The organism is Pseudothioclava alba, assembly GCF_033100795.1.
Lineage (GTDB): Bacteria > Pseudomonadota > Alphaproteobacteria > Rhodobacterales > Rhodobacteraceae > Pseudothioclava.
Window position 1 is genome coordinate 150647 of the sequence record NZ_JAWLVI010000002.1, and the last position, 15208, is coordinate 165854.

General features: G+C 59.2%; 14 protein-coding genes. 8 read left to right on the forward strand and 6 right to left on the reverse strand.

The genetic code is table 11. The features are described 5' to 3' along the window. The first annotated feature begins 1 nt into the window (after position 1). From mnmG to RYZ20_RS06635, 4 genes are read left to right on the forward strand one after another with little or no spacing between them, the layout of a single operon-like run. Positions 2–1870 carry a tRNA uridine-5-carboxymethylaminomethyl(34) synthesis enzyme MnmG gene (gene mnmG, locus RYZ20_RS06620; protein ID WP_317671672.1) on the forward strand — a complete coding sequence of 623 codons (1869 nt, stop codon included), beginning with the start codon at positions 2–4 and terminating at the stop codon, positions 1868–1870. Next, a complete protein-coding gene (gene rsmG / locus RYZ20_RS06625; protein WP_317671674.1) occupies positions 1867–2496 on the forward strand; it encodes a 16S rRNA (guanine(527)-N(7))-methyltransferase RsmG in 630 nt (209 codons plus the stop codon). The genes mnmG and rsmG overlap by 4 nt, the downstream gene beginning before the upstream one ends. Next, entirely contained in the window at positions 2489–3301 is an 813-nt protein-coding gene (locus RYZ20_RS06630) for a ParA family protein (RefSeq protein ID WP_317671676.1), read from the forward strand. The genes rsmG and RYZ20_RS06630 overlap by 8 nt, the downstream gene beginning before the upstream one ends. Before the next feature lie 3 nt (positions 3302–3304). Then, positions 3305–4192, forward strand: coding sequence for a ParB/RepB/Spo0J family partition protein (locus RYZ20_RS06635; RefSeq protein ID WP_317671678.1), 888 nt, complete (start codon positions 3305–3307; stop codon positions 4190–4192). Between the two features lie 2 nt (positions 4193–4194). Here the strand turns inward: RYZ20_RS06635 and RYZ20_RS06640 are convergent, their stop codons facing one another. From RYZ20_RS06640 to rph, 5 genes are read right to left on the reverse strand one after another with little or no spacing between them, the layout of a single operon-like run. Further along, entirely contained in the window at positions 4195–4551 is a 357-nt protein-coding gene (locus tag RYZ20_RS06640; RefSeq protein WP_317671680.1) for a YbaN family protein, read from the reverse strand. Beyond that, complete coding sequence (hemW, locus tag RYZ20_RS06645) at positions 4548–5705, reverse strand: radical SAM family heme chaperone HemW (RefSeq protein WP_317671682.1); 1158 nt, start codon at positions 5703–5705, stop codon at positions 4548–4550. The genes RYZ20_RS06640 and hemW overlap by 4 nt, the downstream gene beginning before the upstream one ends. Beyond that, on the reverse strand, positions 5702–6085 hold the full coding sequence (locus RYZ20_RS06650; RefSeq protein WP_317671684.1) for a RidA family protein: 384 nt from the start codon (positions 6083–6085) through the stop codon (positions 5702–5704). Before RYZ20_RS06650 ends, hemW begins: the two co-directional genes overlap by 4 nt. A 2-nt stretch (positions 6086–6087) precedes the next feature. Next, the gene (gene rdgB, locus RYZ20_RS06655; RefSeq protein WP_317671686.1) at positions 6088–6696 is read right to left on the reverse strand and encodes an RdgB/HAM1 family non-canonical purine NTP pyrophosphatase; all 609 of its coding nucleotides are present in this window, start codon (positions 6694–6696) and stop codon (positions 6088–6090) included. Continuing rightward, positions 6693–7406, reverse strand: a complete 714-nt coding sequence (rph, locus tag RYZ20_RS06660) for a ribonuclease PH (RefSeq protein ID WP_317671688.1) — start codon at positions 7404–7406, stop codon at positions 6693–6695. Before rph ends, rdgB begins: the two co-directional genes overlap by 4 nt. 76 nt (positions 7407–7482) lie before the next feature. Here rph and hrcA point away from each other — a divergent pair, with 76 nt between their 5' ends. Then, the gene (gene hrcA / locus RYZ20_RS06665) at positions 7483–8592 is read left to right on the forward strand and encodes a heat-inducible transcriptional repressor HrcA (RefSeq protein WP_317671690.1); all 1110 of its coding nucleotides are present in this window, start codon (positions 7483–7485) and stop codon (positions 8590–8592) included. Between the two features lie 5 nt (positions 8593–8597). Next, on the forward strand, positions 8598–9146 hold the full coding sequence (locus tag RYZ20_RS06670) for a nucleotide exchange factor GrpE (protein ID WP_317671692.1): 549 nt from the start codon (positions 8598–8600) through the stop codon (positions 9144–9146). 24 nt (positions 9147–9170) lie between these two features. Here the strand turns inward: RYZ20_RS06670 and mutS are convergent, their stop codons facing one another. Further along, positions 9171–11816, reverse strand: coding sequence for a DNA mismatch repair protein MutS (gene mutS, locus RYZ20_RS06675; protein WP_317671694.1), 2646 nt, complete (start codon positions 11814–11816; stop codon positions 9171–9173). Positions 11817–11995: 179 nt separating this feature from the next. Here mutS and RYZ20_RS06680 point away from each other — a divergent pair, with 179 nt between their 5' ends. Beyond that, positions 11996–14263, forward strand: coding sequence for an NADP-dependent malic enzyme (locus RYZ20_RS06680; protein ID WP_317671698.1), 2268 nt, complete (start codon positions 11996–11998; stop codon positions 14261–14263). Positions 14264–14332: 69 nt separating this feature from the next. Further along, positions 14333–15208 carry a ribokinase gene (locus RYZ20_RS06685; protein ID WP_317671700.1) on the forward strand — a complete coding sequence of 292 codons (876 nt, stop codon included), beginning with the start codon at positions 14333–14335 and terminating at the stop codon, positions 15206–15208.

Here is a 15208-nt window from a genome sequence, read left to right on the forward strand (position 1 = left end):
AGTGTTTCACGTGAAACATTTTGATGTCATTGTTGTGGGTGGTGGTCATGCGGGAACCGAGGCGGCTCACGCGGCAGCGCGGACTGGTGCCAAAACGGCTTTGGTGACACTTCGTGCGGATGCAATTGGTGTCATGTCATGCAATCCCGCGATTGGCGGCTTAGGAAAAGGGCACCTTGTCCGGGAAATCGACGCGCTTGATGGTGTCATGGGGCGCGGCGCGGATCTGGCGGGTATCCAGTTTCGCCTGCTAAACCGCCGCAAGGGGCCGGCTGTCCGCGGGCCACGGGCGCAAGCGGACCGTCGTCTATATCGCGAAGCGATGCAGAAAATGACCGTTGAACAGGAAAACCTGAGCGTCATTGAGGCAGAAGTCGCGGATCTGATTTCTGAAAGCGGGCGTGTGGCTGGGGTTGTTCTGGCCGACGGGACCGAGATCCGCAGTCATGGCGTTGTGTTGACGTCCGGAACGTTCCTGAACGGTATTATTCATATCGGAGATAAGCGACGCGAAGGTGGGCGGATGGGCGACAGACCTTCGGTGGCGCTGGCGCGGCGCCTGAAGGAGCTTGGGCTTCCGCTTGGTCGCCTGAAAACCGGAACTCCTCCGCGACTCGATGGGAAAACGATTCGCTGGGATGTGCTTGAGAAGCAGCCGGGAGATGATAAGCCGGTGGTCTTTTCTTTTATGAATCGCCGACCGTTCGCGCGTCAGGTTTGTTGCGGGATAACCCATACCAACGAGCGGACGCATGATGTGATTCGGCAGAATCTGTCGCGTTCGGCGATGTATGGTGGGCATATCGAGGGAGTCGGTCCGCGCTATTGCCCCTCGATCGAGGATAAGGTTGTTCGCTTCGCCGATAAGGCCTCGCATCAGGTGTTTCTCGAGCCAGAGGGCTTGGACGACGACACGGTATATCCGAATGGAATTTCCACTTCGCTACCCGAAGATGTTCAGGAAGACTACGTTCGATCTATCTATGGTCTTGAATCGGTTAGGATTTTGCAGCCAGGATACGCAATCGAGTATGACTTTGTCGATCCGCGGGCGTTGCGTCAAACGCTGGAATTGCGCGCGCAACCTGGCCTCTACTTGGCAGGACAGATTAACGGAACCACGGGTTATGAAGAGGCCGCAGCACAGGGGCTTGTGGCCGGTTTAAACGCTGCGCTCGCTTCGCAGGGCCGCGAAGATGCGATCTTTAGCCGCTCATCCAGCTATATTGGTGTGATGATTGACGATCTGGTTACGCGTGGCGTGTCAGAACCGTATCGCATGTTCACCTCGCGCGCAGAATTCCGTCTTTCGCTTCGGGCCGACAACGCCGATCAGCGTCTAACCGGCCTGGGTATCGAGTTGGGCTGTGTTGGCGCAATGCGCCGCAATGCGTTCGAGCTAAAGATGGAGGCGCTTGCGGCGGGGCGATCACTCTTGGATCGCCTGATTTTCACACCGAAAGAAGCAGTGAAAAAAGGACTTCCTGTCAATCAGGATGGCACAAAGCGCAGTGCATTTGATTTATTGGCGTTTCCGTCTATAGATTTCTCGATGCTGCAAACGGCCGCACCGGAGCTGTCTGCAATTGCTGACGAAATTTCCGAGCAGCTATCCATTGAGGCTCTTTACGCAAATTATGTTGAGCGTCAGGAGAGTGATGCGGAGGCAATCAAGCGGGATGAGAGCTGGAAAATTCCGGACAGCTTCGACTTCCATTTGCTCCCAAGCCTGTCCAGCGAACTGAAAACAAAGCTTGCGCGCGCGCGCCCGCAAACGCTTGGGCACGCGGCTAAGGTAGAAGGGATGACGCCGGCGGCATTGACCCTTATCTTGGCGCGGCTGAAGCAATTTCGGGCAAAATCGGCATGATTGATACGTTGAAGGCGGAATTTCAGGACAAAACTAATGTTTCACGTGAAACATTAGCGCGACTCGAGGCCTATGACGCCCTTCTTCGTAAATGGAATCAGGCGATCAATCTGGTATCCCCAAAAACCTTAGATGAGGTGTGGTCCCGGCATTTTCTGGATTCGGCCCAGCTCTTTTCCGTGGCTGGCGCGGCCAATGGACATTGGGTAGACTTGGGGTCCGGCGGCGGTTTTCCTGGTCTTGTTCTTGCTGTTATTGCCTTGGAGAAAGCCCCCGAACTACGTTTCACCCTTGTAGAAAGCGATCAGCGGAAGTCGGCGTTTCTTTTGGCGGTGGTGCGTGAGCTGGGCCTGAGCACGAAAGTTCTGGCGCGACGTATAGATGAGACTGAACCGCTAGGCGCAGATTTCCTGAGTGCACGCGCCTTGGCGCCGCTTGATGCTTTGCTCGGATTTGCAGAGCAGCATCTTGCGCCAGGGGGTGTCTGCATCTTTCCAAAAGGGGGCAGGTGGCGCGAAGAGCTTGCAGAGGCAACGAAAAACTGGTCATTTTCATATTCTACGCACCCGAGCCTAACCGACCCGGAGGCGGCTATACTGACTATTCAAGAGGTATCCCGTGTCTGACCCTACCCGGCCGCCGCCGCCACGAATTATCTCGATCGCCAATCAGAAGGGCGGGGTGGGAAAGACGACGACGGCAATCAATCTTGCAGCTGCGCTTGCAGAGCATGGCAAGCGTGTGCTTCTGGTCGATCTGGACCCGCAGGGAAATGCCTCAACGGGGCTTGGTTCGGAGCCAGAAAGCCGGAAGCTCAGCACCTATGAACTATTGCTCGATGATGCTCCGATTTCGGATGTTTTCCAGAAAACCGAGATCGAAGGATTGTGGCTTTGCCCCGCAACGACAGATCTTTCCTCAGCTGATATAGAGCTGATTTCCAATGAAAAACGTAGCTTCTTGCTGCATGATGCCTTGCGTCAGCCGGATATGGATGGCTTTCGGTTCGATTACGTTCTCATCGACTGCCCGCCGTCGCTTTCGCTGCTGACAGTAAACGCGATGGCCGCCTCGCAGTCGATCCTCGTGCCGCTTCAGGCCGAGTTTTTTGCGCTGGAGGGGCTGTCGCAACTGATGCTGACGGTCCGCGAAGTGCGCCAGTCTGTGAACCGAGACCTGCGTATCGAAGGCGTTGTCCTCACGATGTATGATGTTCGTAACAATCTATCACAACAGGTAGAGGCTGATGCGCGCGCGACGCTTGGCGAGGTAGTCTTCCGGACTATGATTCCGCGCAATGTTCGCGTCTCCGAGGCGCCCTCTTATGCGATGTCCGTTCTGAGCTACGATGCGGGGTCGCGGGGTGCGCAGGCCTATAGGGCGCTGGCGCGCGAGATGCTGAATCGGCACGAAGCCGCTATGAAAGGGTAAACTATGAGCGAGAAAAAAGAACGCCGTGGCCTTGGTCGCGGCCTTTCGGCCCTCATGGCGGATGTTCACCTTGATCAACCGGCAAGCGACAATACGCCGCGCCGCGCAGATATGAAGCTCCCGATCGAGCAAATCGAGCCGAATCCGGATCAGCCGCGCCGCAGTTTTAATCCTGATGCGCTTGAGGAGTTGGCGGCGTCAATTCGCGTGAAGGGTGTGATTCAACCGCTTATCGTGCGTGCACACCCGACGAAGGCGGATCACTACGAAATTGTTGCGGGCGAGCGCCGCTGGAGAGCTGCGCAAATTGCCCAACTGCACGAGCTTCCGGTGATCGTGCGGTCGTTCAGCGATATTGAAGTGCTTGAAATCGCTATCATCGAGAATATTCAGCGCGCCGAGCTTAACCCGCTTGAAGAGGCGCTTGGCTACCGTCAGTTGATGGACCGTTTCGGCCATACTCAAGAGAAAATGGCCGAGGCGCTGTCGAAAAGCCGCTCGCATATTGCCAATCTGCTGCGCCTTTTGAACTTGCCTGAGGAACTACAAGAGCTTCTGCGCGACGGACAGCTTTCGGCGGGGCATGCGCGCGCCCTGTTGACGGCGGTTGATCCGGTTGGACTGGCTCGGAAGGTTGTCTCGCAGGGGCTTTCGGTGCGCGAGACCGAGCGGCTGGCGAAGAAACCGGCCGCCGAGACAAAATCGTTGCCGCAAAGCCGGACCGTCGAAAAGGACGCCGATACCCGCGCGCTAGAAGCGGATCTTTCCGCGGCAAGCGGCATGAAGGTTTCGATTGACCACAAGGCGACCGGCGCCGGTAAGCTGATGATTGACTATAAGAATCTTGATGAGCTTGACGCTATTTGCCAGATGCTCAGCAATTTCCGCTGAGTTCAAACGCTTGGGCGGGTCCAAATGAACAGGCTGACAGTGACAAGGATACCTGCCTGAATAAAAAGAACTTTTGCACCGACTCCAATCGCGAACGTCAGCGCAATAGACGCAAGAATAGACACTGTTGCGGCAATTTTTGCGCGTTTTGAGATCGCGCCGCGGTCGTTCCAGTCCTGTATCGCGGCACCGAATTTCGGATGTGTTAGGAGCCAGTGGTGAAGTCGCTCGGAGGAGCGAGCGAAGAAAAATGCCGCAAGAAGCAGAAATGGAACGGTCGGCAACAGCGGAACAAGGACGCCCACGAGAGCCAGGCCGAACGAGAGTCCGCCCAATATGCCCCAGACGAGCCGCGTCATGGCATCAACTCGCGTATGACGGCATTCAACACCGCACGCCCGTTCTGCGTGGCGGAAATTAGACCCTGTTTCAGCGTAATCATGCCAAATTCTTGCAGCATCTCTATCTTGGATGGGTCAAGCGGTGCGCCTGAAAGGCGGGTGAAGCGATCGGTGTCCAGCCCCTCCCTGAGACGCAAGCCAAATAGCAAAAGCTCGATTGCCTGCTCGTGTTGGGGCAGGGCATCGCGGTCAAGCTCGCCGGAGCCTGCCGTTTCGACTTGCTGAAGCCACGCTTCGGGAGATTTAGGGGTATCGGTCGCGTAGCGAGCGCTGCCCAGCGATAGTCGTCCGTGCGCCCCCGGGCCGATGCCGACATAATCGCCGTAGCGCCAATAAACAAGGTTGTGACGGCTTTCGGCACCAGCTCGGGCATGGTTTGAGATCTCATAGGCTGGAAGCCCGTAGGAGTCACAAATTTCCTGTGTTATCACATACATATCTGATGCAAGGTCATCATCCGGTAACCCGCGCAGCTTTCCCGCCGCGAGGCGTGCGCCGAAGGCTGTGCCATCTTCGATCGTCAGTTGATACAGCGAGAAGTGGTCAACTGCCATTTCCAGCGCTTCCCGAAGCTCGGCTTTCCACGCGTCCAGAGACTGGTCCTGCCGCGCGTAGATCAGATCAAAGCTGACCCGATCAAAATGCTTGCGCGCGATGTCAAAGGCCGCGCGCCCTTCGGCGGCGGTATGCATCCGGCCCAGTTTGCGCAGATCGTCGTCGTTCAGCGCCTGCATTCCCATCGAAATACGGTTCACCCCAGACTCGGAATAGGCTCTAAACCGCCCGGATTCGATGCTTGTGGGGTTTGCCTCCAGCGTGATTTCAACGTCATTCGCCAGCGTCCAGCGGTCGCGAATTCGATCAAGGATGGCCTGAACCAACTCAGGCTCCATCAATGAGGGCGTGCCTCCACCGAAGAAAACCGATTTCAGAACGCGCCCCTTTGTTTCGGCAGCGTAGCGGTCAATCTCGGCTAAATAGGCTCTATTCCAGCGTGATTGGTCGATTTTCGCGGATACATGCGAGTTGAAATCGCAATAGGGGCATTTGGCGGCACAGAAGGGCCAATGCAGGTAAAGGCCGAAGCCACCATGCCGCCAATCTTGGGTCATCCCTTAAACGCCGTCAGTTCGATTTCGATTTTCATCGCAGGGTTCACAAGGCCGGCCACGATCATCGTTGCTGCGGGGCGGATCTCGCCGAACACCTCGGATAGTGCTGGGATGATTTCTTCCATATAGGCCGCGTTGGTGATTATGTAGTTGGCTCGCACGACGTCCTCGAAGCTGAAACCAGCCTCGTCTAGTGCACGTTTGATCGTTGCGAAGGTGTTGCGCGCCTGATCCAGCACGCTGTCAGGAAAAGCCTTGGTATCCGGATCGGCGCCGGTTGTGCCCGCAACAAAGCACCAGTCGCCTTTAACGACGGCACGCGAGTAGCCGAGTTTCGGCTCGTAAGGCGAGCCGCCGGAGATATTTCTGCGATCAGACATGATTATGCCTCGAAACAGGCGACGAGCTTGTTGAATGCATCGGCGCGGTGGGAGATTTCGTTTTTCTTCGCCGGGTCCATCTCGGCAAAGGTGATGTCAAGGCCCGCAGGCTGGAACATCGGGTCGTAGCCGTGGCCAAGTTGGCCGCGCATGGGCCAGACAAGCTGCCCTTCGACCTTGCCTTCGAACACTTCGTCATGACCGTCGGGCCAAGCAAGCACCAAAGTCGAGCGAAAACGCGCGGTGCGCGGCTCGGGGGCGGCGCGATCTTCGCAAGCGGCCCAGGTCTTTGTCATCGCCATGGTGAAATCGCGCCCATTCGGGGTTTCGGCCCAATCGGCGGTATAGACGCCCGGCGCGAGATCAAGGCAATCGACCTCGATGCCGGAATCATCCGCCAGCGCCGGAAGGCCTGTCGCCTTGGCCGCCGCATGGGCCTTGATCCGCGCATTGCCGATAAAGGTGCTTTCGGTCTCTTCCGGTTCGATCAGGCCAAGCTCTTTCGCGCCAACGCACTCAATCCGGAAAGGCGCCAGAAGAGCGCGCATCTCTTCCAGCTTTCCGGCGTTATGCGTGGCGACCAGCAGCTTTTTGTCGGTGAATTTCCTCATCCGATGGCGGCTTTCTGGGCTTTGACCAGCTCTGCCACGCCATTTTCGGCCAGATCAAGCAGCTCATTCATCTGCGCGCGGCTGAAGGTGGCGCCTTCTGCGGACATTTGCACTTCGATCAGCTTGCCTGCGCCAGTCATGATGAAGTTGCCGTCGGTGCCTGCTTCGCTGTCCTCGGCGTAGTCAAGGTCGCAAACGGGTTGGCCAGCGTAGATGCCGCAGGAAATCGCCGCGACGTGGTCGATCAGCGGGTCCGAGGTGCAAGCGCCCGATTTCAGCAGCTTGTTCACCGCAAGGCGCAGCGCAACCCAACCGCCCGTGATCGAGGCGCAGCGCGTGCCGCCGTCGGCCTGAATCACATCGCAATCGACAACGATCTGGCGTTCGCCAAGGGCCGAGCGGTCAACGCCTGCGCGCAGCGCGCGCCCGATCAGGCGCTGGATCTCGACGGTGCGGCCACCTTGTTTGCCGGTGGCAGCCTCGCGGCGGTTGCGGGTGTTGGTCGCGCGCGGCAGCATCCCGTATTCGGCCGTCACCCAACCAAGGCCCGAGCCTTTCAGGAACGAGGGCGCGCGATCCTCGATCGTGGCGGTGCACAGAACATGGGTGTCGCCCATTTTGATCAGGCACGAGCCTTCGGCGTGCTTGGTGACACCGGTCTCGATTGAAATTGTGCGCAATTCGCTTAAATTCCGGCCAGAGGGGCGCATGCGTATAGTCCTTTTTCTCGCGTTTGTTGCGTCCATTTGAGGCCCGCGCCAAAATGATGCAACCCCGAAGCGGGGGATGGGCGGCGAAGTGCCGGAAAATATCAGCTCGGGATTGGGCAAAGTGACGGATCGGTCAAAAATCTTCTCGGAACTCAACGATCGCTCGCGCGAGGTGTTTCGCCGTGTGGTCGAGGGGTATCTGGAAACCGGCGATCCGGTTGGTTCGCGCACCCTGACCCGCACGATGAGCGAGCGTTTGTCGGCGGCAACCATCCGCAATGTGATGCAAGACCTCGAATATCTGGGGCTTCTGGACAGCCCGCATGTCAGCGCGGGGCGAATCCCCACGCAAATGGGCTTGCGGATGTTTGTTGATGGGGTGATGGAGGTTTCGACCCTTGATGCCGGGGATCGTGCGGCGCTTGAGGCGACGATGGGCAGTAATGAGAGCGATGTCTCCAGCTTGCTGGATCGCGTGGGTTCGGCCCTGTCGGGGATTACGCATGGCGCGAGCCTTGTGCTGACGCCCAAGCATGAAGCGGCGATCAAGCATATCGAGTTCGTCTCGCTGGCTGCGGATCGCGCGCTGGTGGTGCTGGTGTTTGCCGATGGGCAGGTCGAAAACCGGATTTTCAACCCGCCGCCCGGTCAGACGCCCTCGTCGATGCGCGAGGCCGCGAACTTTGTGAATGCGCTGGCCGAGGGCAAAACGCTAAGCGAGCTGCGCGATCATATGAGCCGCGAGATTACGGCGCGCCGGCAGGAGCTTGATACGCTTGCGGCGGCTTTGGTCGAAAGCGGTCTCGCGCAATGGGAGGATCAGGGCGAATCCTATGAACGCCTGATCGTGCGGGGGCGTGCGAACCTGATTGGTGGCGAAGAGGTCGATCTGGAGAAGGTCCGTTCGCTCTTTGATGACCTCGAACGCAAGCGCGACATCGCTCAATTCCTTGATCTGGCCGAAAAGGGCGACGGTGTGCGCATTTTTATTGGCTCAGAGAACAAACTCTTTTCACTTTCGGGTTCCTCTTTGGTGGTCTCTCCCTATATGAACGCTGACCGGAAGGTTATCGGTGCGGTCGGCGTTATTGGCCCGACGCGGTTGAACTATGGGCGCATCGTTCCGATTGTAGACTATACAGCGCAACTGGTCGGGCGGATGCTGTCTGGCCAGTCGAAAAGGTGAGACGCATGAGCGACAAGAAAGACGAGATCCTTGAGGATCAGGCGCAAATGGATGAAAGCCTCGAAGATATGCTGGCCGCCGAGGCGGGCGAGATTGAGGCACTTCGAGCCGAGCGTGACGAGCTGAAAGACCGCTTCATGCGCGCGCTGGCGGATGCCGAAAATTCGCGCAAGCGTGCCGATAAAGAGCGCCGTGAAGCTGCGCAATATGGTGGCTCGAAACTTGCCCGCGATATGTTGCCGGTGTTTGATGCGCTGAACCGCGCGCTTGAGGCCGTGAATGACGATGTGCGCACGCTGGCAGGCCCGATGATTGACGGCATCGAGCTAACGCAGCGCGAGCTTTTGAACGTTTTTGCGCGCCACGGGATTACTGCTGTGTTGCCGCAGGTTGGCGAAAAGTTCGATCCGCAGATGCACGAAGCCATGTTCGAGGCTCCGGTGCCGAATACGGTTGCGGGCGACATCATTCAGGTCATGGAAAATGGCTTCATGATCCACGACCGCTTGCTGCGTCCGGCGAAAGTTGGCGTCAGTTCGATGCCCAAAGCCTGATACCGGCGGTCTATCCGGCCCGCTTTAGTCAACCAGCAAAGACCGAAGTTCATAGATCGCCGCGAGAGCCTCTCGCGGCGTCATTTCATCTGGCAAAAGGTTTGCAAGGCGCGCCTCGATTTTGGAGGGTTCAGCCGATTTCGCGGCGGGTTGCGGCGTATTAGAGACTGAAAACAAGGGTAGATCGTCAATCACCGCCTGTTTGCGCGCACCGCCTTCGCGCTCCCCTTTTTCCAGCGCATCCAGCACAACGCGCGCGCGCTCGACCACCGTATCAGGAAGGCCGGCAAGGCGCGCGACCTGCACGCCATAGCTGCGATCGGCGGCGCCCTTGTGGACTTCGTGCAGGAAGATGACCTCGCCGTCCCATTCCTTCACCGAAACCGTTGCGTTTTCGACGCCGTCCAGCTTGGCCGAAAGGGCGGTCATCTCGTGGTAATGGGTGGCGAATAACGCCCGGCAGCGGTTTGCACCGTGCAGGTGCTCCATCACCGCCCAGGCGATCGAAAGCCCGTCATAGGTCGCCGTGCCGCGCCCGATTTCGTCCAGAATAACCAGCGCGCGGTCGTCGGCCTGGTTCAGGATTGCCGCGGTTTCCACCATCTCGACCATAAAGGTCGACCGGCCGCGTGCCAGATCGTCGGCGGCGCCCACGCGACTGAACAACTGGCTGACAAGGCCAATGTGCGCACGGCGCGCTGGAACAAAGCTTCCCGCCTGAGCAAGCAGCGCAATAATCGCGTTCTGGCGCAGGAAGGTCGATTTACCTGCCATGTTCGGGCCGGTCAGCAGCCAGATCGCAGGCGTTTCGCCCGAGGTCAGGCCACAATCGTTTGCGATGAAGGGCTCGCCCGAGCGTTTCAGCGCGAACTCGACGACCGGATGACGCCCCGCCTCGATTTCAAAGGCGCGGCTGTCATCGACCTGAGGGCGGCTCCACCCCTCACCTGAGGCGATGTCCGCGAAGGCGGCGGACAGGTCGATTTCGGCCAAGGCGCGCGAGGCTTCGTTGATCGGGCCGGAATGATCCAGAATTGCCCGTTTCAGGGTGTCATAGAGCCGCTTTTCAATCTCGAGCGCGTGGTTTCCAGCGTTCAGAATGCGGGTTTCCAGCTCGCTTAGCTCAACAGTTGTGAAGCGGACCTGATTGGCGGTCGTCTGGCGGTGGATGTAGCTTTCCGACAGTGGCGCGGCGAGCATCTTCTCGGCGTGGGTCGAGGTGCACTCGATAAAATAACCCAGCACGTTGTTGTGCTTGATCTTGAGGGATGAAATCCCTGTGTGTTCGGCGTATTTCGCCTGAAGCGCTGCGATGACGCCGCGGCCCTCATCGCGCAGGCTGCGGGTTTCATCGAGTTCTTCGTGGTAGCCGGGCGCGATAAAGCCGCCATCGCGTGCCAGCAGCGGCGGTTCGGCTATCAGAGCCGCATCCAGCAGATCGACCAGCGAGTCATGACCAACCAAAGCCTTCGACGCTCGTTTCAGAAGAGAGGGGGCCGAAGATGCCACAACTTTTTCGGAAATCGACAGCGCCTGCGTCAGGCCGTTGCGAATGGCGGCCATATCGCGTGGGCCGCCACGATCCAGCGCAAGGCGCGATAAGGCGCGGTCCATATCGGGGCAACGCTTCAGGTCGCTGCGTAAATCCGATGAAAAAAGGCTCTGTTCTTGCAAAAACGCGACTGCATCATGGCGTTCGTGGATCTGGGAAAGGTTGCGTGACGGGGCCGAGATGCGGCGCTCCAGAAGGCGTGCGCCGCCAGCGGTAACGGTGCGATCAATGGCGTAAAGAAGCGATCCTTCGCGCCCGCCAGATAGCGCCTGAGTAAGTTCAAGGTTGCGCCGTGTGGCTGCGTCGATCTGCACAAGCTCGCCCGCGTTTTCCAGAACGGGGCGACGCAAAAGCGGAAGTTTTCCGCGTTGGGTCAGGTCGAGGTAGTCGACAATCGCGCCCATCGCGGAAACTTCGGCGCGCGAAAAGCTGCCAAACGCATCGAGGGAGCCAACGGAATAGAGGCTGCACAGTCGATTTTCAGCGCTTTGGCTATCAAAGCTCGCACGCGCAAGCGGGGTCATCGCGGCGCGTAAATCAGAGACTATTTCAGCGCAATCTGCCTCTTTTGCCTCGCTTACCAGCACCTCGCGCGGGGCAAGGCGGGCAAGTTCCGGCCCAAGCCGCGTTAGCGGGCAGGGCATCACCCGAAAGTCGCCGGTGGAAATATCGACCCACGCCAGGGCGCCTTCGTCGCGGACCTCGGCCCAGGCGGCCAGAAAGTTATGGCGCCGTGCCTCAAGCAAACTTTCTTCAGTCAGGGTGCCGGGGGTGACCAACCGCACGACATCGCGCTTCACAACCGATTTCGAGCCGCGTTTTTTAGCCTCGGCCGGATCTTCAAGCTGTTCGGCGATACCAACGCGAAAGCCCTTGCGGATCAGCGTCAGCAGATACCCTTCGGCGGCATGAACCGGCACGCCGCACATCGGAATGTCTTCGCCCAGATGTTGCCCGCGTTTCGTCAGCGCAATATCCAGCGCCGCCGACGCCGCAACCGCATCGTCGAAAAACATCTCGTAGAAATCGCCCATCCGGTAGAACAGCAAAGCGCCCGGATTGGCCTCTTTGATCTCCAGATATTGCGCCATCATCGGCGTCACGGTCGGCTGCGACATTCCATCCCCCAAATCACTGGGCGCGAGCCTACAAAAGCGCGCAGGGCGGCGAAAGCGCGATTTCCAATTCTTTCCGACAAGATTTCCAAGCAGATCCGAAGGGTTCGGGTGCCACAATTTGTTGAGAGTGCGCGGGTTCCACGCTAGACAGGCAAGGCTTGCACCAACGGATAAGGCCCATGTCCACCAAAAACCGCATCACGCCCGAAGAGGCGCTGGCTTATCATATCGACCCGCGTCCGGGTAAATACGACATTACCGCGTCGAAAAGCATGACGACGCAGCGCGACTTGTCGCTGGCCTACAGCCCCGGCGTTGCTGTGCCGGTCGAGGCGATCGCGCAAAACCCCGAAACCGCCTATGACTATACGGTCAAGGGCAACATGGTTGCTGTTATCTCGAACGGGACGGCGATTTTGGGGCTTGGAAACCTTGGCGCGCTGGCCTCGAAGCCGGTGATGGAAGGCAAGGCGGTTCTGTTCAAGCGCTTTGCCGACGTGAATGCCATCGACATCGAGCTGGACACCGAAGATCCCGACGAGATCATCAAGGCCGTAAGCCTGATGGGGCCGACGTTCGGCGGTATTAACCTTGAAGACATCAAGGCGCCCGAGTGTTTCATCATCGAGCAGCGCCTGAAAGAGATGATGGACATTCCGGTGTTCCACGACGACCAGCACGGCACGGCAGTTATCTGTGCCGCTGGTCTGATCAACGCGCTGGAGATTTCGGGCAAGAAAATCGAGGACTGCCGGATCGTGCTGAATGGCGCGGGTGCTGCGGGGATTGCCTGCCTTGAGCTGATCAAGGCGATGGGGGCACGGCACGAAAACTGCATCATGTGCGATACCAAGGGCGTGATTTATCAGGGCCGCACCGAGGGCATGAACCAGTGGAAATCGGCCCACGCGGTCGTGACCGAGGCGCGCACGCTGGAGGATGCGATGCGCGGCGCGGATGTGTTCCTTGGGGTGTCCGCAAAGGGCGCTGTGACGCCCGAGATGGTCTCGACCATGGCGGATAATCCGGTGATCTTCGCAATGGCGAACCCCGACCCCGAGATCACCCCCGAAGAGGCGCATGAGGTCCGTCAGGATGCAATCGTTGCGACCGGGCGTTCGGATTATCCGAACCAGGTGAACAACGTGCTGGGCTTCCCCTATTTGTTCCGCGGGGCGCTGGACATCAACGCGCGCGCGATCAACGACGAAATGAAAATCGCCTGCGCCCGCGCCTTGGCCGAGCTTGCCCGCGAGGACGTGCCCGATGAGGTCGCGATGGCCTATGGTCGCAAACTGACCTTCGGGCGTGACTACATTATCCCGACGCCGTTTGACCCGCGCTTGATCCATGTGATCCCGCCGGCGGTGGCGAAGGCGGGGATGGATACCGGTGTTGCGCGTCGCCCGATTATCGACATGGAGGGGTATGCCCATAGCCTCAAGGCGCGGATGGACCCGACGGCCTCGATCCTGCAAGGCATCCATGCGCGCGCGAAACAGGCGCAGGCGCGGATGATCTTTACCGAGGGCGACGATCCGCGTGTCCTGCGCGCAGCCGTTGCCTATCAGCGCTCGGGCATGGGGACCGCGCTGGTTATCGGGCGTGAGACGGATGTCAAAGAGAAGCTGGAAGCGGTTGGTATCGGTGACGCTTACCGCGAGCTGAAGGTGGTGAATGCCGCCAATACCAAGCACCTCGACGAGTATCGCAACTTCCTGTATTCGCGCCTGCAACGCCAAGGTGTCGACCGCGAAGACGCGCATAAGCTTGCGACGCGCGACCGGCATGTGTTCGGCGCGCTGATGCTTGCGCATGGGCATGGCGACGGGATGGTGACTGGGGCGACGCGCAAATCCGCCCATGTGCTGGAATTGATCGGCAAGGTCTATGACGCCAAGCCCAGCGATGGCGCGGTGGGGATTACCGCGATTCTGCATCGCGGCCGCATTGTCCTGATGGGCGATACGCTTGTGCAGGAATGGCCGGACGAGGAAGACCTGGCCGACATCGCAACGCGGGGCGCGCATGTTGCGCGCGCGCTGGGCCTTGAGCCGCGGGTGGCTTTCTGCTCGTTCTCGACCTTCGGCTATCCGGTGTCCGAGCGCGCAACCAAGATGCACCACGCGCCGAAAGTTCTGGATAAGCGCGGCGTCGATTTCGAATATGATGGCGAAATGACCGTCGATGTGGCGCTGAACATGGAGCAGATGAAGGCCTATCCCTTCTGCCGCCTGACGGGACCGGCGAATATTCTGGTGGTTCCGGCGCGTCACTCGGCCTCGATCTCGGTCAAGATGATGCAGGAACTGGCGGGCGCAACGGTGATCGGCCCGATCCTGACGGGGATTGCCGACCCGATCCAGATTTGCTCGACCTCGTCCACGGTCAGCGACATCCTGAATATGGCCGCGCTTGCGGCCTGCAAGATCGGTCAGGAAAAATAAACTGCGGGCGGGGGCTTTTCGCCCCCGCCGCTTCGCGGGATAGTCGCCCTGAAACAAAGGGAGTGCCCCGTGACGATCTTCAATCTCGGCTCGATCAATACCGACCACTTCTATCGCTTGCCGCATCTGCCTGCGCCGGGGGAAACCCTGGCCGCGCTTGGCTATCAGCGTGGGCTTGGCGGGAAGGGCGCGAACCAGTCCGTTGCGGTGGCGCGGGCGGGCGGAGATGTGCGCCATATCGGGGCGATCGGTCCTGACGGTGGCTGGATGCTGGAGCGGATGGAAGGCTTTGGCGTTGATTGCCGCCATGTCGCACGGATTGGCACAGTTTCGGGCCATGCGATCATCAACACCGATCCTTCGGGCGAAAATGCGATTGTCATTCACCCCGGCGCGAACCGCGAAATTCCACCCGATGCGATGAAACAGGCGCTGGCCGAGGCAGCCTCGGGGGATTTTCTGATCTTGCAAAACGAGTCCTCGCTTCAGGCGAAATCGGCTCGTTTTGCGCAGGAACAGGGTCTGTTTGTTGTCTATTCCGCAGCGCCCTTTGATGCCGATGCGGTGCGTCAGGTCTTGCCCTATGTCTCGCTTTTGTTGATGAACGAAGTTGAGGCGGCGCAGATTTGCGAGGCGCTGGACTGCACGCTTGAGGCTCTGCCCGTGCCGTTTGTCTGCGTGACAATGGGTGGGAAAGGGGCGGTCTGGCGCGATTTGCGGGCCGGAACAAGCGTCGAGGTCGCGGCGTATCCGGTCGAGGTGGTCGATACCACTGGCGCAGGCGATACCTTTGCCGGTTATCTGGTCGCGGGGCTTGCCGAAGGGATGGAGCCTGCCCGCGCAATGCGGCTTGCGTCGGCGGCGGGGGCGGTAAAGGTCACGCGGGCGGGAACAGCGGATGCGATACCGGATCGTGCTGAAGTAGACGCTTTTCTGGCGAAATAG

Bases quoted from the DNA above. Each gene is read 5' to 3' on its own strand.
- rsmG (WP_317671674.1), top strand. From the start codon at position 1,867: ATGATTGATACGTTGAAGGCGGAATTTCAGGACAAAACTAATGTTTCA.
- RYZ20_RS06635 (WP_317671678.1), top strand. From the start codon at position 3,305: ATGAGCGAGAAAAAAGAACGCCGTGGCCTTGGTCGCGGCCTTTCGGCC.
- RYZ20_RS06640 (WP_317671680.1), bottom strand. From the start codon at position 4,551: ATGACGCGGCTCGTCTGGGGCATATTGGGCGGACTCTCGTTCGGCCTG.
- hemW (WP_317671682.1), bottom strand. From the start codon at position 5,705: ATGACCCAAGATTGGCGGCATGGTGGCTTCGGCCTTTACCTGCATTGG.
- RYZ20_RS06650 (WP_317671684.1), bottom strand. From the start codon at position 6,085: ATGTCTGATCGCAGAAATATCTCCGGCGGCTCGCCTTACGAGCCGAAA.
- rdgB (WP_317671686.1), bottom strand. From the start codon at position 6,696: ATGAGGAAATTCACCGACAAAAAGCTGCTGGTCGCCACGCATAACGCC.
- rph (WP_317671688.1), bottom strand. From the start codon at position 7,406: ATGCGCCCCTCTGGCCGGAATTTAAGCGAATTGCGCACAATTTCAATC.
- hrcA (WP_317671690.1), top strand. From the start codon at position 7,483: ATGGGCGGCGAAGTGCCGGAAAATATCAGCTCGGGATTGGGCAAAGTG.
- RYZ20_RS06670 (WP_317671692.1), top strand. From the start codon at position 8,598: ATGAGCGACAAGAAAGACGAGATCCTTGAGGATCAGGCGCAAATGGAT.
- mutS (WP_317671694.1), bottom strand. From the start codon at position 11,816: ATGTCGCAGCCGACCGTGACGCCGATGATGGCGCAATATCTGGAGATC.
- RYZ20_RS06680 (WP_317671698.1), top strand. From the start codon at position 11,996: ATGTCCACCAAAAACCGCATCACGCCCGAAGAGGCGCTGGCTTATCAT.